Origin of the sequence: Natranaerovirga pectinivora (genome assembly GCF_004342165.1) — a bacterium.
GTDB classification, from domain to species: domain Bacteria; phylum Bacillota; class Clostridia; order Lachnospirales; family DSM-24629; genus Natranaerovirga; species Natranaerovirga pectinivora.
This window is the reverse complement of sequence record NZ_SMAL01000003.1, coordinates 261,702-287,193: the sequence shown is the minus strand read 5'-3', so window position 1 is coordinate 287,193 and position 25,492 is coordinate 261,702. Positions and strand designations below refer to the sequence as shown.

Annotated in this window: 24 protein-coding genes and 1 riboswitch; of the genes, 21 read left to right on the top strand and 3 right to left on the bottom strand. The window is 32.9% G+C overall.

From position 1 onward, the window contains the following. Positions 1-137: 137 nt before the first annotated feature. From EDC18_RS06015 to EDC18_RS05960, 12 genes are all read left to right on the top strand, one after another. Positions 138-2,366: a glycoside hydrolase family 2 protein gene (locus EDC18_RS06015; protein WP_132251312.1), complete on the top strand. Its 2,229-nt coding sequence runs from the start codon at positions 138-140 to the stop codon at positions 2,364-2,366. A 198-nt stretch (positions 2,367-2,564) separates the two neighbouring features. Continuing rightward, a complete protein-coding gene (locus tag EDC18_RS06010; RefSeq protein ID WP_132251310.1) occupies positions 2,565-4,085 on the top strand; it encodes a sugar ABC transporter ATP-binding protein in 1,521 nt (506 codons plus the stop codon). Positions 4,086-4,094: 9 nt separating this feature from the next. Next, on the top strand, positions 4,095-5,054 hold the full coding sequence (locus EDC18_RS06005) for an ABC transporter permease (protein ID WP_132251308.1): 960 nt from the start codon (positions 4,095-4,097) through the stop codon (positions 5,052-5,054). An 18-nt stretch (positions 5,055-5,072) separates the two neighbouring features. Next, a complete protein-coding gene (locus EDC18_RS06000) occupies positions 5,073-6,347 on the top strand; it encodes a hypothetical protein (RefSeq protein WP_132251306.1) in 1,275 nt (424 codons plus the stop codon). A gap of 115 nt (positions 6,348-6,462) precedes the next feature. Further along, positions 6,463-7,404 carry an ABC transporter permease gene (locus tag EDC18_RS05995; RefSeq protein ID WP_165878494.1) on the top strand — a complete coding sequence of 314 codons (942 nt, stop codon included), beginning with the start codon at positions 6,463-6,465 and terminating at the stop codon, positions 7,402-7,404. Between the two features lie 15 nt (positions 7,405-7,419). Then, positions 7,420-9,177 carry a glycoside hydrolase family 3 protein gene (locus EDC18_RS05990; RefSeq protein ID WP_132251302.1) on the top strand — a complete coding sequence of 586 codons (1,758 nt, stop codon included), beginning with the start codon at positions 7,420-7,422 and terminating at the stop codon, positions 9,175-9,177. A 4-nt stretch (positions 9,178-9,181) separates the two neighbouring features. Beyond that, positions 9,182-9,991 (top strand): HAD family hydrolase, encoded by an 810-nt coding sequence (locus tag EDC18_RS05985; protein ID WP_165878493.1) that lies wholly within the window; start codon positions 9,182-9,184, stop codon positions 9,989-9,991. A 123-nt stretch (positions 9,992-10,114) separates the two neighbouring features. Continuing rightward, on the top strand, positions 10,115-11,515 hold the full coding sequence (locus EDC18_RS05980; protein ID WP_132251298.1) for a methyl-accepting chemotaxis protein: 1,401 nt from the start codon (positions 10,115-10,117) through the stop codon (positions 11,513-11,515). 90 nt (positions 11,516-11,605) lie between these two features. Continuing rightward, positions 11,606-11,836 (top strand): hypothetical protein, encoded by a 231-nt coding sequence (locus tag EDC18_RS05975; protein WP_132251296.1) that lies wholly within the window; start codon positions 11,606-11,608, stop codon positions 11,834-11,836. Between the two features lie 349 nt (positions 11,837-12,185). After that, positions 12,186-12,857, top strand: a complete 672-nt coding sequence (locus EDC18_RS05970; RefSeq protein WP_132251294.1) for a GntR family transcriptional regulator — start codon at positions 12,186-12,188, stop codon at positions 12,855-12,857. 266 nt (positions 12,858-13,123) lie between these two features. After that, complete coding sequence (locus tag EDC18_RS05965; protein WP_132251292.1) at positions 13,124-14,167, top strand: mannonate dehydratase; 1,044 nt, start codon at positions 13,124-13,126, stop codon at positions 14,165-14,167. Between the two features lie 4 nt (positions 14,168-14,171). After that, a complete protein-coding gene (locus EDC18_RS05960; RefSeq protein ID WP_132251290.1) occupies positions 14,172-15,017 on the top strand; it encodes an SDR family oxidoreductase in 846 nt (281 codons plus the stop codon). A 131-nt stretch (positions 15,018-15,148) separates the two neighbouring features. Here the strand turns inward: EDC18_RS05960 and EDC18_RS05955 are convergent, their stop codons facing one another. Continuing rightward, positions 15,149-15,400 carry a helix-turn-helix domain-containing protein gene (locus tag EDC18_RS05955; RefSeq protein WP_132251287.1) on the bottom strand — a complete coding sequence of 84 codons (252 nt, stop codon included), beginning with the start codon at positions 15,398-15,400 and terminating at the stop codon, positions 15,149-15,151. A 149-nt stretch (positions 15,401-15,549) separates the two neighbouring features. Continuing rightward, positions 15,550-15,725, top strand: a riboswitch (cobalamin riboswitch). Positions 15,726-15,757: 32 nt separating this feature from the next. On the opposite strand from EDC18_RS05955, the gene EDC18_RS05950 reads away from it, so the two are divergent. The 9 genes from EDC18_RS05950 (at position 15,758) to EDC18_RS05910 (ending at position 22,986) form a co-directional block, all read left to right on the top strand. Then, entirely contained in the window at positions 15,758-17,251 is a 1,494-nt protein-coding gene (locus EDC18_RS05950; protein ID WP_132251285.1) for a cobyric acid synthase, read from the top strand. A gap of 12 nt (positions 17,252-17,263) precedes the next feature. Next, complete coding sequence (gene cbiB / locus EDC18_RS05945; RefSeq protein WP_132251283.1) at positions 17,264-18,223, top strand: adenosylcobinamide-phosphate synthase CbiB; 960 nt, start codon at positions 17,264-17,266, stop codon at positions 18,221-18,223. Positions 18,224-18,235: 12 nt separating this feature from the next. After that, the gene (locus tag EDC18_RS05940) at positions 18,236-19,309 is read left to right on the top strand and encodes a pyridoxal phosphate-dependent aminotransferase (protein ID WP_132251281.1); all 1,074 of its coding nucleotides are present in this window, start codon (positions 18,236-18,238) and stop codon (positions 19,307-19,309) included. Between the two features lie 14 nt (positions 19,310-19,323). After that, on the top strand, positions 19,324-19,881 hold the full coding sequence (gene cobU, locus EDC18_RS05935; RefSeq protein ID WP_243115073.1) for a bifunctional adenosylcobinamide kinase/adenosylcobinamide-phosphate guanylyltransferase: 558 nt from the start codon (positions 19,324-19,326) through the stop codon (positions 19,879-19,881). Between the two features lie 16 nt (positions 19,882-19,897). After that, a complete protein-coding gene (gene cobS / locus EDC18_RS05930) occupies positions 19,898-20,632 on the top strand; it encodes an adenosylcobinamide-GDP ribazoletransferase (RefSeq protein ID WP_132251277.1) in 735 nt (244 codons plus the stop codon). Then, the gene (locus tag EDC18_RS05925; protein WP_165878492.1) at positions 20,614-21,192 is read left to right on the top strand and encodes a histidine phosphatase family protein; all 579 of its coding nucleotides are present in this window, start codon (positions 20,614-20,616) and stop codon (positions 21,190-21,192) included. Before cobS ends, EDC18_RS05925 begins: the two co-directional genes overlap by 19 nt. An 18-nt stretch (positions 21,193-21,210) precedes the next feature. After that, the gene (locus EDC18_RS05920) at positions 21,211-21,702 is read left to right on the top strand and encodes an ECF transporter S component (protein WP_371829312.1); all 492 of its coding nucleotides are present in this window, start codon (positions 21,211-21,213) and stop codon (positions 21,700-21,702) included. A 68-nt stretch (positions 21,703-21,770) separates the two neighbouring features. Then, complete coding sequence (locus tag EDC18_RS05915; protein ID WP_132251273.1) at positions 21,771-22,202, top strand: DUF4944 domain-containing protein; 432 nt, start codon at positions 21,771-21,773, stop codon at positions 22,200-22,202. A gap of 31 nt (positions 22,203-22,233) precedes the next feature. Beyond that, positions 22,234-22,986, top strand: a complete 753-nt coding sequence (locus EDC18_RS05910) for an AIR synthase related protein (protein WP_132251271.1) — start codon at positions 22,234-22,236, stop codon at positions 22,984-22,986. Between the two features lie 176 nt (positions 22,987-23,162). Here the strand turns inward: EDC18_RS05910 and EDC18_RS05905 are convergent, their stop codons facing one another. Beyond that, positions 23,163-24,371, bottom strand: coding sequence for an NAD(P)/FAD-dependent oxidoreductase (locus EDC18_RS05905; RefSeq protein ID WP_132251269.1), 1,209 nt, complete (start codon positions 24,369-24,371; stop codon positions 23,163-23,165). 260 nt (positions 24,372-24,631) lie between these two features. Next, a complete protein-coding gene (gene amrS, locus EDC18_RS05900; RefSeq protein ID WP_132251267.1) occupies positions 24,632-25,492 on the bottom strand; it encodes an AmmeMemoRadiSam system radical SAM enzyme in 861 nt (286 codons plus the stop codon).

Below are 25,492 nucleotides of genomic sequence, written 5' to 3'. Positions count from 1 at the left end.
TTAAAGTTATATTAAAAATGTACTAATAAAAAGAGGATTTTTCTACTTGAATAGGGATAAGTATGATATAGTTTACTCAAGATTTGTATTGTTGATTAATAAAAGACGATTATTGATATGCTGAAAGGAAGAGTGATATGAGAAAACAATATTCATTAAATAAAGGATGGCGTTTTGATAAAGCTACAGAGGGAAATGATAAATTCTCCGGCTACCTTGGTCAAAGAGGTGTTGAGATAAACTTACCACATACATGGAATACAGGAACTGATAATTTTAGAGGTTTATGTATGTACCAAAAGGTGTTAAAAATAGAAGAAGAACATCAAAAAGATCACATATTTTTAGAGTTTTTAGGTGCAAATTCAGTATGTCGAGTATATTTGAATGACAAATATATTGGAGAACATCGAGGTGGGTATTCGACTTTTAGATTCGATATTACCCAAGTATACGATTGGAAAAAAGAGAACATTCTTCGTGTATACGTTGATAATGGTCATACTAACGACGTTTCACCCCTGATGGGTGACTTTACCATATACGGAGGACTATATCGTTCTGTCAATTTGATTTGTGTACCTAGTTCTCATTTTGATTTATTATTTTATGGTAGCGATGGTGTTATACTTCAAAGCGAAGTTGATGAAAATGATAATGGTGTTTTAAATATTGATTGCCACGTTGTGAATGGAGAAGATTTATTTCTCGAGATGGAAGTACTTGATGCAGAAGGCATAGTCGTAATCAAGAGTGAAAGTTTACCAGAGAATAGAAAACAAACCTTAATCATTAAGAAATGTGAATTTTGGAATGGTAAATCTAATCCTTATTTATATCAGCTAACAGCAACATTGAGATCGGAACAAAAAATCTACGATCAAGTCAAACTGCCTTTTGGCTTTAGACAATGCCATTTAAACAGTGAGACAGGATTTATATTAAATAATGAGCCTATGAAGATTAATGGTGTAGCAAAACATCAGGATTTTTCAGGTGTGGGTAATGCGATCACATCAGAACATATTAATAAGAGTTTTGAATTAATTGAGGAAATTGGTGCAAATGCATTAAGACTTTCACATTATCAGCACGCTCAAGAAGTATATGATTTGTGTGATCAATTAGGTTATGTAACCTGGGCTGAGATACCGATGATGTCAATGCCCAATCATGAAGGTGTGCTAGACAATGCTAAAGAACAGCTTATGGAATTAGTGTATCAAAATTGTCACCATCCTTCTATTTGTTTTTGGGGGATTCAAAATGAAATCGCCATGGGTGGAGAATCCTTAGCCATGTATAAAGGTGTACATGAACTTAATGATCTATTCCATACCATTATGCCTAATGGTATATCGGCTTCAGCAAATATGTATTATGTTAAAAATCCAAGTCCTTTGAATTTTATTACAGATATGCTTGGTTATAACTTATATTATGGATGGTATTATGAGGAAATTGAAAAATTAGATGAATGGTTTGATCAGTTTCACAAAGAAAATCCTGGGGTCAATTTAGGTATGTCGGAATATGGTGCGGACAGTAATTTAGCATTCCACTCAGACAACCCTAAAGTAAAAGATTATTCAGAGGAATTCCAATCATTATACCATGAAAAAACATATGCGATTATCGAATCTAAACCGTATTTATGGGGAAGTTTTGTATGGAATATGTTTGATTTTGGTAGTGATATACGTGATGAAGGCGGAACTAAAGGAAAAAATTGTAAAGGCTTGATTACTTTTGATAGAGAAATAAAAAAAGATGCATTCTATTTTTATAAAGCTAAGTGGTCTGATAAATTTTTTGTTCATATTTGTGAAAAAAGATACGTTAATAGAAGTGATGAAGAGATTACGGTTAAAGTATACAGTAATTTAAAAAATGTTACGTTATTTATCAACGATGTACAAGTTGGCTCATTAGAAGGAGAAACAATTTTTAGCTTTAAAAATGTTCCATTGCAAAAGGGTGACAATAAAGTTGTTGTAATAGCAAATCAAAATGGAAATGAATATCAAGATATGGCAGTCTTTGTAAGAAAAGACACCAAAGATGAATCTTATGTTTTTGTTGATCCCAATCCAGGACTTAATGTAGAAAATTGGTTTACTCAGGAGAAAGGTGAATTAGACTTTTTTCCTGAAGGTTATTATTCTATTAAGGATAAGATTGGTGATTTAATGGAAAGCAAAGAGGCTTGGAGGGTGTTAGAAGAAAAAGTGCCCCAAGTTGTTAAACGCTCCTCCCCAGGATCACCAATAACTTTAATGTGGGTCTTTGATAAAATGCGAAATCATTTTTCAGAAGAGGCAATTTTGGAGATTAACAGTCAGTTGATTAAAATTCCAAAAAAGTAAAATGTAAGAATAATTTCTATAAAATTACAATATTTATTTTTGTAAAAGGAATAAAGTAGTAAAAATAAAACAAACAAACAAAAATAATATTAAAATAATACTAGTATAAATTGTTTTATTCTATTGGAACAGGAATTAATGTGCTATAATATCGTTATATAATCAACTAGAAATTTATTACGGAGGTTAATTTATGCTATGGAAATAATAAAGAATGGTAAAAACGAAAAACCTTTAATCCGAGTAGAAAAATTAAGCAAGCATTTTGGTGTGACCATTGCTTTGAATGAAGTATCCTTTGAGATTCCCAAAGGGGTAATATGTGGATTGGTTGGAGAAAACGGAAGTGGAAAATCAACATTTGCTTCAATTTTTGCAGGGATAATCGAAGAAACAAAAGGTGAGATTTATTTTGAAGATAAATTATGGAAGCCTTGTGATGTTTTAGAGGCACAAAAAAATGGTGTTGCTATGATTGTCCAGGAAACAGGGACTATTGAAAATATAACAGTAGCTGAAAATATATTTTTGGGTCAAGAAATGTTGTTTTCTAATGGGCTTTTCATTAGTCGAAAAAAAATGTTTGCAGCAGCTCAAGAAATACTAGATGATCTTGAAATTAGTTCTTTTAGAGCAGACACACCAACCCATCGATTAGACATGCAGGGTAGAAAACTTGTTGAGATTGCTAAAGCTATGTACTGGAAGCCTAAAGTTTTTACTGTGGATGAGACAACAACGGTTTTATCTCATACAGGTCGACAATTATTGTATTCTTTAATGAAGAAGTTAACAAATAATGGAACAACAGTAATTTTTATCAGTCATGACTTGGAAGAACTTGAAGAACAGTGTGATATCATCAGTGTTTTGCGTGATGGAGAATTCGTAGGTACTTTGAAAAGAGAAGAATTTGACACTGACCGTCTTAAGCAGATGATGATTGGACGAAATCTGGAAGGCAATTATTATCATGCTGATGATGAAGGGTATTCTGATGAAGTGGTTTTGCGAGCGGAGAACATTACAACTTTGGAAGATCTTCTTTGTTTTAATATTGAGCTACATAAAGGAGAAGTCCTTGGAATCGGTGGATTATCAGATTGTGGTATGCACACCTTGGGAAAAGCATTGTTTGGTGCAGAAAAAGTCCTTGACGGTAAAGTTAACTTAGGAGATGGAACAGTCATCGATAATACAAAAACAGCAGTAGAACATAAAATGGGCTATATGTCTAAAAACAGGGATAAAGAATCTTTGGCGTTAAATGCTACGGTTAAGGAAAATATTGTAAGTATTGCTCACGATGTTAATCGAATGTTTGGACCTATCATTTCATTTAAGAAAGAAGCAGGCTATGCTAAGAAACAAATCAAAGATTTATCAATTAAATGTGCTTCACCAAATCATTTGGTCAGCACTTTATCCGGTGGTAATAAGCAGAAAATTGTTTTTGGAAAGTGGATGGGTGTTGATTCTCAAATTATTATTATGGATTGCCCAACAAGAGGTGTTGATATCGGTGTTAAAGCAGCAATGTATAAATTGATTTACGACATGAAGAAAAGTGGTAAGTCCATTCTGTTAATCAGTGAAGAATTACCGGAGCTTATTGGAATGAGTGATAGGATTATTATCATGAGAGATGGCGAAATAAGCGCAGAGATTCAAAGAAGTGAAGGATTTAATGAACAGAAGTTGATTGACGCAATGATATAGGAGGTAGAAATGAAAGCAAAGTTAATCCAATTAAATGAACAACAATTTTTTATTAGGATAGCACCAATTGTACTGTTGCTGGTTATGGGTATTGGGTTCAATATAGCGACAAACGGGAGATTCGGTAGTGCAAGAAATTTGAACTTAATTGTAACCCAGGCGATTATTGTCGCTACTGTAGCAACAGGGGCAGTGTTTATTTTCGGAACAGGGAATATCAGTATTGCTTTAGGAGCCACCACAGCAATAACGGCAGCAATAATGGCTAATGTTTATTTGATGACAGAATCTGTTGTGATCATGATTGTTGTTGCTATAGCCGTTGCTATATTAATTATGATAGTGACAGCAGTTTTAAGTACAGTATTGAAAGTGAGTGTTATGTTCGTATCCATTGTTATGATGGTACTGTTTCAAGCTATTCTTCAGACAATATTGGGAGCAGGAACTATAAGATTACCATATGCTATGACATCTGCATTGACAAGGGGGAACTTTCATTACTGGTCATTTATCGTTTACTTCATACTATGTGCAATTTTATTTCACTTTACAGGAATTGGAAGGTCTATTAAATTTATTGGATCCAATAACTTCTGTGCAGAACAAAGTGGTATCTATACAAAAAAATATTTAATGCTGGCGTTTATAATTTCTGGTGTTGGTATTGGGTTGGCAGCAATAATGACGAGTATTCGTACGGGAACAATAGGTGTTAATACTGCCTCAAGTCTAAATATGGATGTTGTTCTTGCCATTGTACTTGGAGGAATGTCCGTATTTGGTGGAACTAGATCTTACATATACGCAGGGGTACTTGGCGCTATAACAGTTACATTATTAAACAATGGATTGTTAATGGTGGGCGTTAGTCCAACTATTTTGCAATTAGTTAGAGGGATTATCTTTCTAACATTGATATTTGCAGGTCAAAAAAGACCTGACAGGTTACCAGACAAAGAAATATAATTTTAGGAGGAAAAGAAAATGAAAAAGAAATTAGCTTTTATAATGGCAGTATTAGTACTTGTTTTTAGTTTAGCAGGGTGTGGAAGTTCAGGAGAAACTCAAAATGAAGATTCCAATAACAATCAAGTTTCAAACAATAATGACACTAATAAACCTCAAGAGAATATTACGATTGCTGTTGCATGGAATTCCATGGATGCATCAACTCAAACAAGAATGAGATATTTGGAAAGTCACATAGGACCAGCATTAGGCATTGACTTCATATTTTCAGAAGCAATTTCTGATACGTCACAATTAATCACTTTTCTTGAAAACGCATATGCAGCAGGTGCTGACGGTTTCTTATCTTCAGTTACTGATGGTACGGAACAACTTGTGTCTAGAGCAGATGAGTTAGGTATTTATACGGCAGTAGTATCATCTAGGTTATATGAAGAAGTTGTTGAAGTGCCAACGTTTATGGGAGTTACTGGTATTGCTTTGTCTAGAGTTGCTAGCGCTTATGGTGAACTTATAGATTCACAATTTGATTCTGCTGAACCAGCAAATTTCATTATCGTTTCAGGTGGATCGGCAATGGGTGTATCCTCTCATAATGAGGCAACGAGATCAATGCTTGAGACACTTCGAGTTAAATATGACTTAACCTATGACCGTGATGTAGCGGATTTAGCAAGAACAAATGCAACATCACCAATTAGTACAGGCAGAGAAGATGTGAACATTACTATTGTTCCTGGTTTCTCTAATATGGATGGTTATTTATCTGGTGTTTCCAGTTTGCTTCAAACAGGTAGGTTTGATGCGATATTATCTGTATATGCAACAGTAGATACTTTTTCAACGGCTATTGATGAAGTTGAAAGAGCATTAGGAAAGAATATTAAAGTACTTTGTCAAGCAAACTTCGGTGAAAATACAAAGAGAGCTTTTGAAACGTTAGACTCAACAGGTAACCCTACTTTAGATGGTGCAATTATTTATGCAGGAACAGTAAATGATGCATATGGTGTTGTTCTTTTATACAACGGTATTACAGGTCATGGAGATGCTATCAAGCCAGAAGGTAGAGCTATTGTAATGGGACCAGCGCCATTGGTTGTTGCCAATGCACAAGAATATGGATTGTTATCACAATTAGATACACGTGACGATATGTATGTTTATACTGCTGATGAAATTAAGAATTTACTTAAAGTATATAATGAAGATGTTGATTATGAATTTCTTATGAATGTAACTGCTCAATTTTCAACAGATAATATTCTTGAGCGCCGTGGTTTAAAGTAAATCATTTGAGTAAAGGAGTAAGACTATGATGAAAAATAAAAAGAATATTTATAAAACTGCATATGTACTTTCTGTGCCATTGGTAGTAGGGCTTATAATGGAAGTAATTGTTTATATGCAGACTGGAGGACATCTGATTTCGTCAATGCTGGATATTAGAAACATCATTAGAGATTTAGGTGTAACAGCACTCATAGCCTTTGCATTATCCTTAAACCTTGGAAGCGGAAGATTTGACTTATCACTAGGAGCACAGCGATTAGTTGCCACCATTATTGGTGGTAACATCGCTTTGAGACTGGGATTCAATGGAATAGGCGTACTTATAATGGCTATTTTATTTGGATTGCTTGCAGGTTTTGTTGTGGGTATGATATTTATCACTTTCCGCGTACCACCAGTTATCTTAGGATTGGGTATGGCAATGGTTTATGAAAGTCTTGCATTTGCAGGTTCAAGAGGACTTGGGCTTCAGTTATTTGGTGCGCCAAATACTAGAATGCTTGTAAATCCTAATTTTACACTGATGGTCCTAGGGTTAGCTACCCTTTTTGTATTTGTATTATTTACATATACAAAGTTCAGATATGAGATGCAAGCAATGAGGGGTTCTCAGAAAATAGCAAAGACTTCAGGAATTAATGTGTTTAGGCATGTTGTAATTTGTTATACCATTGCCGGTGGATTGGTTGCTATTGCAGGGGTTTTAAGTGCAGCTATGGCAGGTGCGTTATTACCAACACTGGGTATGACAAGTAACAGTGCAGTTATTGCGATGACGTTCCCAATGTTTATCGGTACATATTTATCACGACGCAGTAATATAGCGCTTGGTATTATCAGTGCATCATTAACTATAAGGTTATTTGGTTTCGGAATGGTAGCATTACAGATTTCCACTGCTCTTAACACAACGATTAACATGATATTATTTATCGGTTTCCTTGCTTTTTTAGCTAATCGACATATCCCTGATTTACGAAAAAGAGAGAAAGCTAGAATCAAAGAAGCGAAAGCAAAAATAAAAGAAAGAAAAGAGCTTAGCTTAGCAAGCTAAGCTAAGGAGGTAACAATGGTCGATTTAAGAAAAAAACCATATCAACTCAATGATGAGCAAATTGAGTGGGTTAATCATAATTTAGAAACAATGTCTTTGGAAGAAAAAATCGGACAATTGTTCATTATGCTAAAAACTGAACCGGGTGTCAACGAAGCTAGGATTAAAGAGATCCTAGATAAATACCATCAAGGTGGTCTTCGTTGGCAAGGTGGTAATAAGGAAGCTGTTTATTTGCAAAATACGACTTATCAAAAATCATCTAGGATTCCTCTGCTTATTGCAGCAAACTGTGATGATGGAGGAATTGGTTGTCTTCCAAATGAAGGAACTTTTGTGGCTACTGCTGCTCAAGCAGCTGCAAATGAATCAGAAGAAACAGCCTATCATATGGGCTTGGTTTCTGCTCGTGAAGCAACGAGTGTTGGATGTAACTGGTTATTTAATCCTGTTGCAGACATATATATGAATTGGAGAAATACAATCGTAAACACAAGATGTTTTGGGGATAACCCTGAAACAGTTATAAGAAATACAAAAGCATTTATTAAGGGTGCTAAAGATGGTAATCCTAATATGGCTTGCTGTATTAAACATTTTCCTGGAGACGGTGTAGAAGAGCTGGATCAGCATTTGGTCATGGGTGTTAATGATTTGAGTGTAGATGAATGGAAAAGTACTTACGGCAAAGTATATAACGAATTAATCAATGAAGGTATTGAGTCCATTATGGTAGGACATATTGCGCTACCAGAGATGAGTAGAAAATTAAGACCAGGGATTAAAGATGAAGAAATTATGCCAGCTACTTTAGCACCGGAACTTTTGACGGATTTGCTCAGAGAGGAAATGGGGTATAATGGACTTCTTTTAACTGACGCAACCCATATGGTTGGTTTAGCAGCAATGAAAAAAAGGGAAGAAGCAATGCCCCTTGCTATAGCTGCAGGCTGTGATATGATACTATTTGCCAACGATATTGAAGAAGATATTGCGTTTGTTAAAAAGGGTATTGAAAATAATATATTAACAATTGAACGTTTGAATGATGCTGTTACAAGAATTTTAGGATTGAAAGCAAAACTGGAATTAATGAATCCTTCAGTAGCGATTCCTAATCCAGATTTAATAAATACAACAGTTAACACAGAGGAATATTTAGGTTTTAGAAGGTTAGCAGCTGATAGATGTACAACTCTTGTAAAAGATGCTGCTAAATTAATTCCTGTAAATCCATTAGAAAAGAAAAAGATTTGGTTGGTTTATGTTCAATCTGTACCAACAACCATTGAATACATACCGGATCCATCTCGACAAATAATGATTGAAGAGTTAGAACAAGCAGGTTTTGATGTAACATTGGCACCGTGTTTTTATGATTTGGAAGCAGAAAATGGACCAAACCCAATGAATATGGTTAAGATGCTTGGTAGAGGACCAAGGAAAGAGTTTCAGGAAAAATATGATTTGGTTTTAGTAGCAATCAATATTAAAGGATATGCTCAAGAAAACAATGTGAGAATTAAGTGGAGCCAGCATCATAGCCAAGAGCTGCCATGGTATATTCCAGAAGTGCCTACAATTGGCATTAGCTTGAACTATACAAATCATCTAATTGATATACCGCAGGTAAAGACCTTTATCAATGCATTTGGAAGTACAAGAGAAAACATAAAAGCTGTCGTTGAAAAAATGTGTGGAAAATCAGAATTTAAAGGTGAAGTAAAAGAACATTATTTCTGTAATCGCTGGGAAGCCAAATTATATGGGTGATTTGATGAAAAATAAATTTTTAGTATGTATCGATTCAGATGGTTGTGCCATTGATTCTATGACGATTAAACATAAAGAGGCTTTTGGACCAGCCTTTATTAAAGTATGGGATATAGACGATTCTAAAAAAAATACAATATTAGATCAATGGAATAATATAAACTTATATAGTCTAATGCGAGGGATTAACCGATTCCAGGGATTTTTGGCTATATTGACCCTACATCCAGAATTAGTTGATAATGAACAGCTGAACGTGTTCGCAGAATGGATAGAAACAACAAAAGCTTTGTCTGATGAAAGTCTTCGGGAGAAATATAAACAAACAGGGCTAGAGATTATGGGTAAAGCATTAGAGTGGTCCGACTTAGTTAACTCGAAGATAGAGGTATTGCCATTGGCTCAACCATTCGATGGCGTAATGGATACAATAGAGCTAATTAAATCAAAAGCTGACATTGCAGTAGTATCTTCAGCAAACTTTTCAGCTATAAAAGATGAGTGGCAAAAATGTGGATTATTTAAGTTAGTTGACTATTTCTACTCTCAAGCAGATGGCACCAAAAGTGAATGTATTAATAAGCTTATTGGAATGGGTTACGAGAGAGATAAAATGATTATGGTTGGCGATGCCCTTGGTGATTACAAAGCAGCTGAAAATAATCAAATATGGTTCTTTCCTATATTAGCGGCAAAAGAATCATTATCATGGATTGACTTAAAACATAAGTATTTACACCTGTTTCTTGTTCAACAATTTAATAAGGAAATTCAAGAGGACCTACTTTTGAATATGAAAAAAAACTTGTCATAGAGCTAAGAGGTGGTTGCAAAGCAATTACCTCTTAAGTTTTATCAGCACAAATAAAGATACTGTTTTCAATATGTTTCTTAGGACAAGAGGTATAAACTTGAGTAATTGGAGGTATTTTTTTATATGAGGATACTATTTAATAATAATGGCAAAAGGGATAAAGAAGATTTTTCAAAAATTGAGTCTGATCAAGTAGATTTATTAAGGTCAGAATTAGCGGTAACGTTAAATCAATGTTCTAAATTTAACGGGTTTGGAGAAGTATTATCAATAAAAACTTCTACACCTATAACTGATGACATCAATGAATTATTAGAAATTAAAACAGAACAAATCCGTGAACTATTTTTAGACACTTGTGAGATTATAAATGATCTTACAGAAATGAATTATATAAAGCAAATGATTGATTATATTACCAATCAAAGAAAAGAAATAAAGAAAATACATTTGAGTACTAATGAAATGAGCTCAGCTATTGAAGATGTTGCTTCTCAAGTTCAAACGTCAATGACGAAAACGCTTGATACTATTAATAAAGCTCAAGAATCTATACAATCCATTACAAAGACGTTTAAACATATAGAAGATGCTTACGATGAAATAATAGCATTAAAAGTAGAAATTCTAAGTCTTGTTACAGACATTAAAGATATTGCAAACATTAGTAAATTTATTAATGATGTAGCGGAACAAACAAATCTATTAGCATTAAATGCATCAATTGAATCAGCGAGAGCAGGTGAAAGTGGTCGGGGTTTTGCTGTCATTGCTGATGAAATAAAAAAATTAGCGGACAGTACAAAAATTTCAACAGGCAGTATCAAAGAAAAGATTGATAATCTTACAAATGAATTTTCTAGCGTTACACTTAAAATAGATGCTACAGCAAAAGTATTTGATTATTCAAAAGAAGCGATTTCAAATTCGAAATCAGCTATTGATTATATGGAATATAATCTAAATGATATTGGCACGTCATTTGAAGATATATCCTCTAGTATTGAAGAAGAAAGCGCAACAATGATTAGCATTGATGAGAAAATCAATGCATTGGAAGAAGAATCAAAATTATTAACAGAGGTATGCATGAGGACAGGACAAGGTGTTTATAACTTGAGCGAAAAAGTTATTAAGCATAGAAATAAAGCTGTACCATGGTATAAGAACTTAAATATGGAGCAGTCATTAGAACTTGCTGCTATTGAACATTCTACACTAAAATGGAAAGTTTATAATGTATTATGTAATTTTGCTAATATCTCAGAAAATGACATAGATAACCATACTGAATGCAATATTGGACGATACTATGAGTCCATTAAGAAAAATGGAAATCAAGAAGAACTTTTTTTAAAACTGTATCAATCACATAAAGAGCTTCATACCCTTGCAAAAGAACTTGTTGCTAATAATAACAAATATACAACTGATGAAATAAATTTAAAACTGAAACAATTAGAGGTGCATACACAAAATTTTAAACATTACAGTAAAGACTTTGCAATGAATATTAGAAGATAAGTAGATAATAGGCTGAGATAGTTTAGAAAAGTCTATGGTACACTTATTATGAAAAAACCATAATGGGAAAAAAATAAGGAGTATTTACATATGAAAATTAAAGAATCTATATTAAGTGGCGTTATTGGAGGAGGAATGGGATTGCTTATATCTTTTCTGATTAACTATTTCCTCTTACCTGTTCCACATAATGTATTGGAAAATGCAATTGGTAATGGTATAAGTGGTTTGATGAGTGGGTTCTTCGCTGGAGGTATAGGAGTGTTTGCCTACATATCTTCACAAGAAAAGAAGAAAATGACTAAGAGACGCAGGAATTGATAGAGACTATATCACCATATTACTTGAAAAGTATGATTTATAGATAAGGGCATTTTAGGACTTGCATTCCCTGTCATGGAACAGGGCTCTCTTATGTAGAAAGATAGAAAATTATCTACAATGATAAAGAAAGCACGACTATTTATTTGGTCGTGCTTCTTTATATATCGGCCCATTGTCAACCAGCTAAAGATTGTGAAGAGTTAAAGTAAAGTAAGTTCTTTGATATTGTGGAGAAATATCCTCTTTTTTTGAATTGTAATCTATCTTAGAATCTGATACACTTTAATCAGTTGTATACATTACTTTTAAGGAGGGGATTTCTATTATTGAAAAGAAAGATAATAATATGCCTAATCAAGTGTATACGAGATTAAAGGATGAAATATTATCATTAAAAATAAAACCAGGACAATCTATTGGAGAAATAGAGATTGCCAATAGATTCAATGTTTCTAGAACACCTGTCAGAGATGCGTTTAAGAGATTGGAATATGAAAATTTATTAGAAATAAGAGCTCACAAAGGAACAAGTGTAACTTTAATAGACATTAATTATATAACGGATATTATTTATATAAGGGAAAAGTTAGAGTTTGCAGTCATACAAGAGTTATGTAAGAATTGTACAGAAAACAAGCAGTTTCAATTAAATTTATTATTAACCAAACAAAACAAATTATTTGAGCAAGGGTATTCTCAAGAAGAGTTGGCAAGAGAATTTATTAAGTCAGATAATGAATTTCACGCTATGCTTTTCAAATTAGCCAATAAGGAAAATGTTCTATCTTTCATAACATCCATTAGCCATCATTATGAGAGGTTTAGAATGTTCATTAACATTATTGAAGAGAACATTCTTTATGAATTATTTGAAGAACATAAATTGCTTGCTGAATGCATTGTAACTAATAATATAGAAAAACTTCAAGAGGTTTTTAAAGAGCATCTTTATAATGGTATTCGTAAAAGTTCTGAGAAGGTTTTTGAGTATCCAGAGTATTTTACAGATATTAAGTAATAAACACGTACTAGATACCTGAATTTTTAGGTTGATAGTACGTATTTTTTTATTAAAAATACAGTAATGTATACATACATAAAAAGTCTTGTTTGTAGGATGAGTAACTGAGAGTCAAGGGAAAGAAAGAAAATAATTGACATATGTATACAAGAGTGATAAAATAGAGATATATTATAAAGTAATTACTAGTAATTATAATGTATACATATTTGAGATATAAATAATTGATAAAAATATTCTTTAAAATTAAGGAGGGAATCACAATGAAAATGACCTTTAGATGGTATGGCAATGATGATCCAGTTACGCTTAAAAATATCAGACAAATACCAAACATGTCAGGTGTAGTGACAGCAGTTTATAGCGTTCCAGCAGGAGAAGTATGGCCAGAGGAAGACATCCAAAAACTTAAAGAAGATGTTCAAGGCTCAGGATTGGAAATGGAAGTTATAGAGAGTGTCCCTGTCCACGAAGATATTAAATTGAGAAGAGGCAATTATCAAACATACATTGATAATTACAAAGAAATTATAAGAAGACTTTCAAAATATGGAGTGAAATGCATTTGTTATAACTTTATGCCTGTATTTGACTGGACCCGTTCTCAGTTAGATAAAGAATTAGAAGATGGTTCAAAAACATTGGTGTATTACAAAGAACAAGTAGATCAGATGGATCCTACAAAATTAGCATTGCCAGGATGGGATGCATCCTATACTCCAGCAGAAATGACAGAGCTCATTGATGCCTACAAAGCACTTGGAGAAGAAGGGCTATGGAGTAATCTTGAATATTTTATTAAGGAAATTATGCCAGTAGCAATAGAATGTGATATTAATATGGCTATTCATCCAGATGATCCACCATGGTCAATTTTTAATATTCCAAGAATCATTAAAAATGAAAATGATTTAGATAGATTTTTATCTTTATATGATGATACTCACCATGGTTTAACCTTGTGTAGTGGGTCATTAGGATGTGGGAAGTTTAATAATTTTGCCAATATGGTTAGAAAATATGGTGAGATGGGAAGAATTCATTTTGCTCATATAAGAAATGTAAAATTATTAGAAGATGGTTCGTTTGAAGAAAGTGCCCATTACTCTCCTTGTGGATCGTTAGATATCTTTGAAATATTAAAAGCATACCATGACGTTGGTTTTAAAGGATATATTAGACCAGACCACGGCAGAATGATATGGGATGAAACAGGTAAGCCAGGTTATGGTTTATACGATAGAGCCCTGGGATCTACATACATTACTGGGATTTGGGAAGCTCTAACTAAGATGAAAGGAGTGTAAGACTATGAAATTACCATTTAATATAGATTTAAAAGACAAAGTAGTGGTTATAACTGGAGCAGGTGGTGTTTTATGCGGAATGTTTGCAAAAGCATTGGCAAAAACAGGAGCTAAAGTGGCTTTGCTTGACTTGAATCTGGATGCTGCAACAAATAATGCCAATGAGATTATTGAAAACGGTGGCATTGCAAAAGGATACCAATGTAATGTACTGGATAAAGATAATATAGAAAAAGTCCGTCAAGAGATTAATGAAGACTTAGGAACCTGTGACATTCTTGTTAATGGTGCAGGTGGTAACAGTCCAAAAGCAACAACAGAAAATGAATTTTTTGAAGAAAAAGACTTGAACAATATGAAGACATTCTTTGATTTGGATGCAGAAGGTGTTCGATTTGTATTTGACTTAAATTATATGGGAACATTATTACCTACTCAAGTATTTGCCATTGATATGTTGAATAAAGAAGGTGCTAGTATCATCAATATTTCAAGTATGAATGCATTTACACCTTTGACCAAAATACCAGCATATAGTGGTGCAAAAGCAGCCATATCTAATTTTACACAGTGGCTAGCGGTACATTTTGCAAAAGCAGGCATTCGTTGCAATGCTATTGCACCAGGTTTCTTTATATCCAAACAAAATGAAAAACTATTGTTTAGTGAAGATGGTACACCGACTAAAAGATGTGAAAAGATATTAAGAAATACACCTGTGAACCGTTTTGGTAAAGAAGAAGAATTAATAGGAACCCTTCTGTATTTAGTTTGTGAAGAAGCGTCAAGTTTTGTAAATGGCGTTGTAATACCTGTTGATGGCGGTTTTTCTGCTTATTCAGGGGTATAATCAAAAGGAATGATTCTGCAGGGTGCAATCAAAAGAACCTTCCAATATGATTTTTCATAAAAAACTTTCCTCCTCGGAAAAAAGGATTGTTCTTTTGTGGTACAACCACCTCTGGTTTATATCAGAGGTGGTTATTTATGTTTTTTTATAATTATTCTAAACTGTAAAGGTGTAATACCTTCTTTCTTTTTAAAAAGCCTAATAAAATTACTTTGACTATTAAATCCAGAATCTATGGATATAGCAGTAATATTCTTATCGGTATAATACAATTGGTTTTTAGCAAAAGCAATTCTTTTTAAAAGGATATATTGCTTTATGGTAAAGCCTGTCACTTCTTTAAAAGTATGTAAAAGATAATACTTATCTAGGAAAATACTCATTATACTCTCTATATATCAAAATAAGTAAAGAGGATAAAGGGGATATAAATTCTATATGCCAAAAAACTTTTTTCTTCATATATAGAAAGTAACTTATTTAATAATAAAGTTTCTAAATTGACACTTCTAATAAAATCCAGTATGATAACACTAATATGCTTTATATCTATAAATAAGAAGAAATTCTTAGGAAGTTCGGTGAAAATCCGATGCAGCCACCGCTACTGTAATAACTACTTATATACAAAAACCACTGGGAAACTGGGAAGGGGTATATAGGGTTTGATGTTAGAGCCAGGAAACAGATAGATATAATACGTTGTTCTGAATTTCGGATGGAAAGGAAGATTTATTTTTATGTCTAAAAAAATAATGTTTCAAGGCACTGGCTCAACCGTTGGAAAAAGTCTTATAACGGCAGCCATATGTCGTATCTTAAATGATAAGGGTTACAATGTAGCGCCTTTCAAATCACAAAATATGTCCTTAAATTCTTACGTTACCCAAGATGGAAAAGAAATGGGACGAGCCCAAGTGGTACAAGCGGAAGCGGCTCGTATAGAACCTATGGTAGAAATGAATCCAGTATTATTAAAGCCTACAAGTGATATAGGCAGTCAAATCATTTTAAATGGCAAAGTCTTTAATCAGTTAAAAGCCAGTGACTACTATAGAAACAAAGAATACTTGATGACAGAAGTGATCAAGGCATTTAGAACACTTGAAGAAAAATACGACATCATTGTTATAGAAGGTGCTGGAAGTCCAGCAGAAATTAATCTAAGAAAAAACGATATTGTCAATATGGGTCTAGCAGAGGCCATAGACACACCTGTTGTATTAATAGGGGATATTGATAAAGGTGGTGTATTTGCCTCTATTTATGGTACCTATATGTTACTAAGCTCTTCTGAACAAAAAAGGATAAAAGGGTATATTATTAATAAATTTCGCGGAGACGTTACGCTACTTCAGCCAGGAATAGATATGTTTTATGAAAAACTACCGATACCATGCTTAGGCGTAATTCCATATTCAGATTTTCAAATCGATGATGAAGACAGTGTGACAACAAGATTTGAAAAGCCAAAAGAAGGCAGCATTCATATTGGTGTTATCAGGTTGCCTTATATGTCTAATTTTACAGACTTTACTGCGTTAGAACTTGAACAAGATGTCTCTGTAAAGTATTTAGCCACAAAGGATGATTTTGAAGAGATAGATTTACTGATTATTCCAGGAAGTAAAAGTACAATAGCCGATAGAATATATCTTCAGAACAGTGGGCTAGATGAAAAAATATATAGATGTCATAAAAAGAGAACACCTATTATAGGCATCTGCGGTGGGTATCAAATCTTAGGAAAAACCATAAAAGACCCCTTTGGTGTAGAAACAGAAAGAAAAGAAGTGAATGGTCTAGGATTATTAAATATTAATACGGTGTTAGAAGAAGAGAAAAAAACCATACAAAGAACAGGACAAATACTGGTCAACTTTGATAATGGGGGAAAGACACAAGGTAAAAATGTAGAAGGTTATGAAATTCATATGGGAAAAACAGAGCACCTTGATAATGAATCAGATTTTATTCTACTAGAAGAAGGGTTATACGACGGTTGTGTGAATCAAGAAGGAACTGTATTCGGAACATATCTTCATGGCATATTTGATTCTCATGAATTTAGAGAAGCTTTATTAGAACCGATTAGAAGGAAAAAAGGATTAAATCTGAACCCTTCAAGACATTATAGAGAATTAAAGGAAGAAGCTTATGATTATCTTGGAAAAGTAGTAAATGAATCTCTGGATATAGAAGCTATAATGAATATTATAGAATCATCCAATTAAGCTAGGTGACATATGGAAAATATAATTGTATTGATAAGTGTTATTGTAATGGATTGGCTATTAGGAGATCCATTAGGATGGCCTCACCCCATCATTTATATGGGGAAATTGATCCAGACATTAGAAAAAATCATCAGAAAGTACTTTGAAAACTTGTTTGTTGGTGGTTTCTTTTTACTGGGTTTATCTCTTTTTATCGTTCTAATAAGTGTTTCTATAATTTTAAAGGGATCAATGGTCATACATCCCTATTTCCATACCATAGTAACCATCTACTTGTTATACACTGGAATAGCAGCAAAATGTCTTCATACTGAAGTAAAAAAGGTCATAAAAGGGTTATATCAAAGTATAGAAGAGGGCAGAAAGTATCTGTCTTACTTAGTTGGAAGGGACACTGCAAACCTTACACAGGAACAAGTGATAAAAGGCGCAATAGAAACCACTGCTGAAAATACCATTGATGGTGTTATTGCCCCTCTATTTTATATAGGCATAGGGTTTTTAGTAGGCTACCCAATTCATTTTCTTTTTGCTTATAAACTGGTTAATACTCTCGATTCTATGGTTGGTTATATCGTAGAGCCTTATAAAGACATTGGGTTCGCATCCGCAAAAGCAGATGATATTCTTAACTATATACCTGCTAGAATTGGAAGTTTGTTTATGGTATTAAGTAGTTTATTATTAAAACTGAATTGGAAAAATAGTTGGAGAATCTTAGTAAGAGATAGACGAAATCACAAAAGCCCTAATTGTGGCTATCCAGAAGCGGTAGTGGCAGGGGCGTTAAAGATTCAACTAGGTGGAACACATAAGTATTTTGATACCATAGTAGAAAAGCCGACCATAGGCGATTTAGATAAAAAACCAGAGTCAGTAATGATAGAAGATACCATTAAAATTATGTATGTAACAGAACTACTTTTTACACTATTTTTTATTATAGTGTATTTGCTTATATATTTCTAAGGAGTAAGTGATATGGGACTTGTAATAGAAGCTAAAAACAATAGACAGAACAACAATAAAATGAATATACATGGTGGTGTCATCAACGAAAAAATACTAGATTTTAGTGTGAATATTAATCCTATTCCTCTATCCCCTTCAGTAAAAGAAGCTTTAGTGGAAGGGATTAATGAGATCAATAAATATCCTGAGATTATAGGAGAGTCTTCAATTAAATTCCTAGGGGATTATTATAATACTTCAAGCAAACGGATTATTATAGGCAATGGGGCAATGGAATTAATTTATTTATTTGCTAGAGCCTTTAAACCAAAAGAAGTCATGATTATATCTCCAACCTTTAATGAATACGAACGAGCCTTTAAGCTAAATGGTGCTAAGATATACCATTATGTCTTAGAAAGGGAGAATCAGTTTAAACTGAATGTAGAAGATTTTTTACGAACTATAGTAAAAAAGAAACCAGAATGTGTGGTTATATGTAATCCAAACAATCCTACAGGACAAATTATAGATAAAGAAACCATTAAAAGAATCGCAACCCAATTAAAGTCTTGGGACGGTATGCTTATGTTGGATGAATCTTTTATTGACATTTCATTTGGAGCAAGCTGTTACAATATAAAACCTCAAAATATAATGGTCATTCAATCTTTAACAAAATATTATAGTATACCAGGTTTAAGGCTAGGCATTGGATTTGCCAGCCCAAGTATAATAGAAAAACTATATACCTATAAAGAACCTTGGACGATTAATACTTTGGCCCTTGCTGCTTTAAATCCTTTACTAGAAGACAGTGAGAGAAAAGAAAAGACCATACAATGGTTATTAGACGAAAAATACTATATAGAAACCAATTTAATGAAGTTTCATTACTTGAATTTTTACTCATCTAATACCAATTTCATTCTCATAAAACTAGAAGATTCTAGATTGCCAAAATGGCTATTAAAAGGAGATAATCCAATCAAAGTAAGAACATGTGAAGATTTTATTGGATTAGGAAAAAACTTTATACGCATAGCCATAAAAGATCATAATGACAATAGACGATTGATTCATAAAATGAGAGAATACAAGTAATGGGTAGGTGTAAAATGAGTCTTATAATGATAACTGGCGGCGCAAGAAGTGGTAAAAGCACTTTTGCAGAAGAAAAAGTCCTTGAAATAGGACGGCAGATTAGTTATATTGCAACTGCTAAAGTCACGGATAAAGATATGGAAGACAGAATAGAAAAACACAAACATTCTCGTCCTAGTGAATGGCATACTTTTGAAATGTATAACAATTTTCAAGAGATAAAATCTCATAAAGCATTTGAAAAGACAGATACATTCTTATTAGACTGTATAACCATTATGGTGACAAATATTATGTTTGATGAAACAATTGATTATGATACGTGTTCTAGTGAAGCAATAAGTGAGGTAGAAAAAAAGATATTTGTTGAAATAGACCAATTAATAAATACAATGAAAGAGAATCAAAAACAGTTGGTAGCGGTTACCAATGAAGTTGGCTTTGGCATTGTTCCTGCCTACCGATTAGGAAGTATCTTTCGTGATATTGCAGGGAGAGTCAATCAGTATCTAGCAAAACAAGCAGATGAAGTATACCTTGTTGTATCAGCAATTCCAATGAAGATAAAATAGTGTATAGAGGTGTTGTATGAAATCATTTTTACTGATGATCACGTTTTTAACAAGAATCCCATTCCCTATAAAGTTTGAGTTTAATGGGGAAACCTTCGTAAAAGGCATTCTGTTTTTTCCTATTATAGGTGTTATAATTGGTGCTTTATTATCACCAATAGCTTTACTATCCAATGTTTTACCCAATACCTATGTGAATGTCTTTATAATAATTGGCTACCTAATCATCGTAGGGGGATTGCATTTAGATGGCTTAGCAGATGTATGTGATGGTATCTTTAGTTGTCGCAAGAGAGAAAGAGTTTTTGAAATTATGTCTGACAGCTTAATTGGTGCATTTGGTGTTATAAGTTTGGTTCTATATTTTCTTACTTTTTTTGTATTCTTGAATCCACAGTGGCAGGTGGTATTGGCTTTTCCTATTGTGGGAAGATGTGTGGGTTTAATAACTTGTGGGTTATTTAACTATGCAAAAAATGAAGGCATGGGAAAAGCAATGGTAGATAAAGCTACATTGAAATATGCTTTATATGCTTTTGTTTTTGGATTGGTTAGTACCTATCTATTAGGTTGGGTGACTTTGTTTGCTTATGGGATTACTGTAATAATAAGCCTTCTTATGGTTCTAAGAATTAATAAAATCCTTGGTGGCATTACAGGAGACGTTATTGGATTAATCTTAGAAACATCACAAATTCTATTTTTAATAAGCACAGGTGTGGGAGGGATTTTGTGGACATTTATATTGTAAGACATCCAGAAACAGAAGGAAACATCAATAAAATCATATATGGTAAATCCCACTATCCTTATACAACAGAAGGAAAAAAACAGTTTAATCAAATCATAGAATCTGTTAAAGAAATGCATTTAGATAAAATATATAGTAGCCCATTAAAAAGAGTTAAAGACTTGGCAGAAGAAATATCACAAATTAAGGGCATGGCCATTCATTACGATGAAAGAATAGAAGAAATGGGCTTTGGCATCTTAGAAAAACATACATACAAAGAAGTGGATGAGCTTTACCCTGAGGTTTATAAGAATTATCTTGAAAACTATAGAACTTATAAAATACCTGAAGGGGAAAGTTTTCCTGAATTTAAAAGAAGAGTATTAGATTTTATACAAGAAGTTGTGAAAGAAGAATGTGAATCAATACTCATATTAAGCCATGGAAGAGTAATCAAAGAGATACTGGAATTTTTATTGAATCTAAATAGTGGACAAGGCTGGTGTTTTAAGATTAAGAACGGTTGTATCATTCAAATAGACTATAAAAAAGGCTATGGGCAAATGATGCTAAAATAAATTAATGGAGATGATGAGTTGAGTAAAATAAATTCAAGACAACTAGCATATATGGGGCTTTTTATAGCATTATCATTTGTAGGGGCACAGATTAAGATTCAAGGGAGTGTTGCCTTTGATTCTATGCCAGCTTTTTTGGTAGCTTTGATTATTTCACCCGTAGCAGGAGGAATAGTAGGTATACTAGGACATATGCTAACAGCAGTTACAAGCGGTTTTCCACTTACATTGCCTATTCATATGGTTGTAGGTGTACTAATGGGGATCACTTGTTACTTATTTGGCTACCTAAGTAAAAAAGGTAAGAAATACATTGCAGTAATTGTAGCTTTTTTACTTAATGGACCGATATCACTAGGCGTTAGCGCCTATATAATGTATGCACTAGGGTATGAATTTGCAGGAGTTGCTTTGTTTAGTTTTTTAATCGTGCCACTATCTATAGCTGCTATACTTAATATTGTTATAGCTGTTGTTGTGGAACCTTTTTTAATTAGAAAAAAATATTGATTGATTTTATAATCTTAGGTAAAATTATAAATGATATATAATATTTTGATAATTACTAGGGGGTAAATATGAAAAAAATAATAAGAATCATTTTTACAATATTTATTGTGTTAATAGTGGGCCTTTTGCTAAATGGCTTAATTAGAACGCCAATATGGATAGGGGAGTCATCTGATGGCAATTGGACCGCAGTATATGAAAGAGTATTTCGAGCTAGAAATAAAGAGTATTGGGATGGGACTCTTTATTGGAATGGTGACAATAATGTCAGGCTAAAATATACACAATTTTATGTGAACGGGGAACTTCACGCTGGAGTTAATGATCCATCAAGGGGACAGGAAAGGTTACTTAATGAAGCTAGCTTTGTAGCTTTAGGTCAGAGGGAAGATAAAGGGAATGAATTAAAAGTAGCTTTAGGATGGAGACACTCTGGTAATGAAGATTTACAAGAGGAAGAAATAATACTTAAAAGAAAAAGACGTTTTCTACCTTTTTAGTAAATAGAATATTTTACAACAGGAGAAGGTAATGATTAGAATTAGAGATGTATTTTTGACACCCATATCTGAAAGTGAATATTTGGTTATAACTTGTGATTCTTGTGGTGGTATTGGCAATAAAGAGCATGACATCGTAAAAGTTGACCCTTTTTATGTGGGTTATTTTACAACAGTAGTTGCCCTAGCTGAAAACTTAGCCATTGGTGGAGAAGTCTTATCCGTTGTGGATACTTTGTCTCTTTCTATGGTAGGGGATGGGGAAAAGATTCTAGAAGGTGTTCAAAGAGCCATGGAAGAAGCAGAATTATCACCTACTCAGTTAATAACAGGATCAACAGAAGAAAATATCCCAGTGACACAGACAGCAATAGGGGTAACGGTTATAGGTAAGATCAATAAAGAAAAAGTAAAATATCCAAAATCTCAAAAAGGGGATTTATTGGTATTACTAGGTTTACCTAAAATGGGCAATCAACTAGTAGAAGAAGAAATCCTCCAAACTAAAAGTGAGATTATTAAATTAAAGCACATCATACAACTAAGCAAACTAACCTTTGTTAAGGAACTAATACCTGTAGGTTCCAAAGGCATAGACTATGAATGTCAGGAAATAGCCAGCTTAAACCATTGTAAAGTAGTATATAAAGAAGGGGCAATAGATTTAAATGTATCCGCAGGTCCAGGGACTTGTGTGTTGATTACTATAGATAAAAATAATATACAACAACTACTGACTAAGAACATAAATATTCCTATCAATATTATTGGGGAATTAATTTGAAAATCTTGACAACAGTTAGATGAACCTCCGTGTTGCTCAGCAATATTTGGGTTAAAAAAGATGACTGTTTTAGCCATCTTATTGCATCACTAGAAAATTTAATTAGGTTATTTTTTGGAACAGCATTTAAGAAAATAAAACCACCTTGTTTTTTGCTATTTTTACATATTTCATAATCATCTATAAAAAGAAAACAAATCTGCATCGTGATGATAGTCATATAAAAAGAGGTCTCTTAGTATCTGCGAACCAATAATACAATATAAAACACCATTTGCCCCATAACCAAGTAAAAAATAACAATTGGGATACTCTTCAAGGGAGCCTACGTAACCAAGTTCATCGTCAGTGGAAGCAAATATACCAGCAGAAACAAAATCTTTTTCAATATCTAAAGTAGGAAACAATTCTTTGATTTGTTTTAAAAGAAGTTCTCCTTTTTTTTCAATTGTTTCAGTACTTGGCATATAACCTTTATAATTGGTATCATAGCCACCAACGATAATCCGATTGTCTTTGGTTCTTCGGATATAAGTATATGAATTTTTAGCTTCCCAAATTAAAGAATTGTCTTTCCATAGTTTTTGTGTGTTTTTAATAGGCTTTGTTGTTAAGGTATAAGTTGTTTTAAATTTAGTTGTAGTATATGAATCAACTAAGGATTGGGCCTCATAGCCTGTAGCAAATATTATTTTTTTTGCTTTAATCGTTGCATTTTGTGTATAAGCTATATTATACCCTTTTTTATAATCAATAGAAATTAGTTCAGTGTTTTCATAAGCTCTTAATCCATTAAGTGAAGAATAATGAATGAGGTTTTTTGTAAACATATAAGGGTTAATTTCTGCCCCATCATAAGAGTAAATACCTGCACTGTATTGCAATTTAAAATGCTCTTTCATAATTTTTTTGTTAATGAAAGATGCTTTAAAACCAGCGTTTTTTCTAGAGCGGTATTCAGCTAATAACTTAATATCTTCAAATACATTAGAGGATACATATAAACTTTTCCTAGGAACATATTCACAATTAATATTTGTATGATTAATTAAAGTTTTTAAGTCATATAAAGATTTGCGACACAATTGAAAGCATCTAATAGCATTTTGTTTTCCATAGATTTTACTAAGTTTATTGAGGGTTGTATCAATTTCATAATGGAGTAATGAGGTATTAATTATTGTGCTGCCAGAGGCAAATTCATTTTTATCAATTAAAACAGTAGATACTTTAGCTTCATTCATATAATAAGAACATAATGCACCAGTAATACCACCACCCACAATAAGCACATCACATTCTATATTTTTTGTTAAGTTTGGAAATTGTTTTATATTCATATCTGTAAGTATAGACCAATAGGGACTTCCTGTATATAATTTCATCTCATTTTATCACCTTTCGTATATAAGTAATTATCTATTTAGATTGTCCAAATGAGTGTATAATTATAAAAATGTGTTGATTTTCCCCTTTCATTTTACCTAGTACATATTCTAGAGTATACGAAAATTTATTGGAATTGTTTTTACCAATTAGTAGAAGAAGAGATTATTCAAAACAAAGGTGAGATTATTAAATTAAAACATATCAAACATTTAAGGAATATGTCATCATAATTAGAAAATTTAACTAGGGACACTTTTTAAACACCCACATTCCCAAGGACAACATTATCCAAATATTTTAACGCCACTTCCTTAGCATCTAACATAAAGCCTATATCTGTAGCAGGATGATCCATTTTGTATCTTGGAAAATACCTTGATAAATGTAGGGGTATTTTTTTATCTATGCCTTGAATGAACTGTGCAATTTCTTTAACTTCTTGTATAGAAGCATTTTCTTCACTGACTAGCAATGTCGTAATTTCCACGTGACATTCTTTGGCGGCTATTTCTATGGTTTTAAGAACAGGGTCTAATCTAGCACCACAAAGATTCTTATAATAATTAGAGTTAAAGCTTTTCAAGTCAATATTCATAGCGTCCACATAAGGCAGTATTTTACGAAGAGGCTCTTCACCTATAAACCCATTGGTGACCATAACCACTGAGGCATCCTTGTCTTTTTCTTTCAGCAATTTTGCCGTATCATACATATATTCATACCAAATGGTTGGTTCGTTATAAGTAAAAGCAACCCCAATATTTTCTTCAATATTCAATATCAAGTCCACCAAAACTTCTTTAGGAATATAATCACTTGGTGCTTTTTCTTGTGAAATATCATGATTTTGACAGAAGGTACAAGTCATATTACAACCAAAACTGCCTACAGAGAAAATATTGGTTCCAGGTCTATAGTAATGCAAAGGTTTTTTCTCAATAGGGTCTAAGGATGAAGCAGTAACTTCTCCATAATTAAGAGTATAAAGTGTCCCTGAATCATGCATTCTTACATTGCATTTTCCATAGTGTTTATCCTCTATAACACAATGATGCGGACATAAAAAACAGTGGATTTTATCATTCGCTTTTTCATAAAACATAGCTTCTCTTTTCAT

Coding starts and splice junctions, on each gene's coding strand:
- EDC18_RS06015 (WP_132251312.1), top strand. CDS start 138: ATGAGAAAACAATATTCATTAAATAAAGGATGGCGTTTTGATAAAGCT.
- EDC18_RS06010 (WP_132251310.1), top strand. CDS start 2,565: ATGGAAATAATAAAGAATGGTAAAAACGAAAAACCTTTAATCCGAGTA.
- EDC18_RS06005 (WP_132251308.1), top strand. CDS start 4,095: ATGAAAGCAAAGTTAATCCAATTAAATGAACAACAATTTTTTATTAGG.
- EDC18_RS06000 (WP_132251306.1), top strand. CDS start 5,073: ATGAAAAAGAAATTAGCTTTTATAATGGCAGTATTAGTACTTGTTTTT.
- EDC18_RS05995 (WP_165878494.1), top strand. CDS start 6,463: ATGCAGACTGGAGGACATCTGATTTCGTCAATGCTGGATATTAGAAAC.
- EDC18_RS05990 (WP_132251302.1), top strand. CDS start 7,420: ATGGTCGATTTAAGAAAAAAACCATATCAACTCAATGATGAGCAAATT.
- EDC18_RS05985 (WP_165878493.1), top strand. CDS start 9,182: ATGAAAAATAAATTTTTAGTATGTATCGATTCAGATGGTTGTGCCATT.
- EDC18_RS05980 (WP_132251298.1), top strand. CDS start 10,115: ATGAGGATACTATTTAATAATAATGGCAAAAGGGATAAAGAAGATTTT.
- EDC18_RS05975 (WP_132251296.1), top strand. CDS start 11,606: ATGAAAATTAAAGAATCTATATTAAGTGGCGTTATTGGAGGAGGAATG.
- EDC18_RS05970 (WP_132251294.1), top strand. CDS start 12,186: ATGCCTAATCAAGTGTATACGAGATTAAAGGATGAAATATTATCATTA.
- EDC18_RS05965 (WP_132251292.1), top strand. CDS start 13,124: ATGAAAATGACCTTTAGATGGTATGGCAATGATGATCCAGTTACGCTT.
- EDC18_RS05960 (WP_132251290.1), top strand. CDS start 14,172: ATGAAATTACCATTTAATATAGATTTAAAAGACAAAGTAGTGGTTATA.
- EDC18_RS05955 (WP_132251287.1), bottom strand. CDS start 15,400: ATGAGTATTTTCCTAGATAAGTATTATCTTTTACATACTTTTAAAGAA.
- EDC18_RS05950 (WP_132251285.1), top strand. CDS start 15,758: ATGTCTAAAAAAATAATGTTTCAAGGCACTGGCTCAACCGTTGGAAAA.
- cbiB (WP_132251283.1), top strand. CDS start 17,264: ATGGAAAATATAATTGTATTGATAAGTGTTATTGTAATGGATTGGCTA.
- EDC18_RS05940 (WP_132251281.1), top strand. CDS start 18,236: ATGGGACTTGTAATAGAAGCTAAAAACAATAGACAGAACAACAATAAA.
- cobU (WP_243115073.1), top strand. CDS start 19,324: ATGAGTCTTATAATGATAACTGGCGGCGCAAGAAGTGGTAAAAGCACT.
- cobS (WP_132251277.1), top strand. CDS start 19,898: ATGAAATCATTTTTACTGATGATCACGTTTTTAACAAGAATCCCATTC.
- EDC18_RS05915 (WP_132251273.1), top strand. CDS start 21,771: ATGAAAAAAATAATAAGAATCATTTTTACAATATTTATTGTGTTAATA.
- EDC18_RS05910 (WP_132251271.1), top strand. CDS start 22,234: ATGATTAGAATTAGAGATGTATTTTTGACACCCATATCTGAAAGTGAA.
- EDC18_RS05905 (WP_132251269.1), bottom strand. CDS start 24,371: ATGAAATTATATACAGGAAGTCCCTATTGGTCTATACTTACAGATATG.
- amrS (WP_132251267.1), bottom strand. CDS start 25,492: ATGAAAAGAGAAGCTATGTTTTATGAAAAAGCGAATGATAAAATCCAC.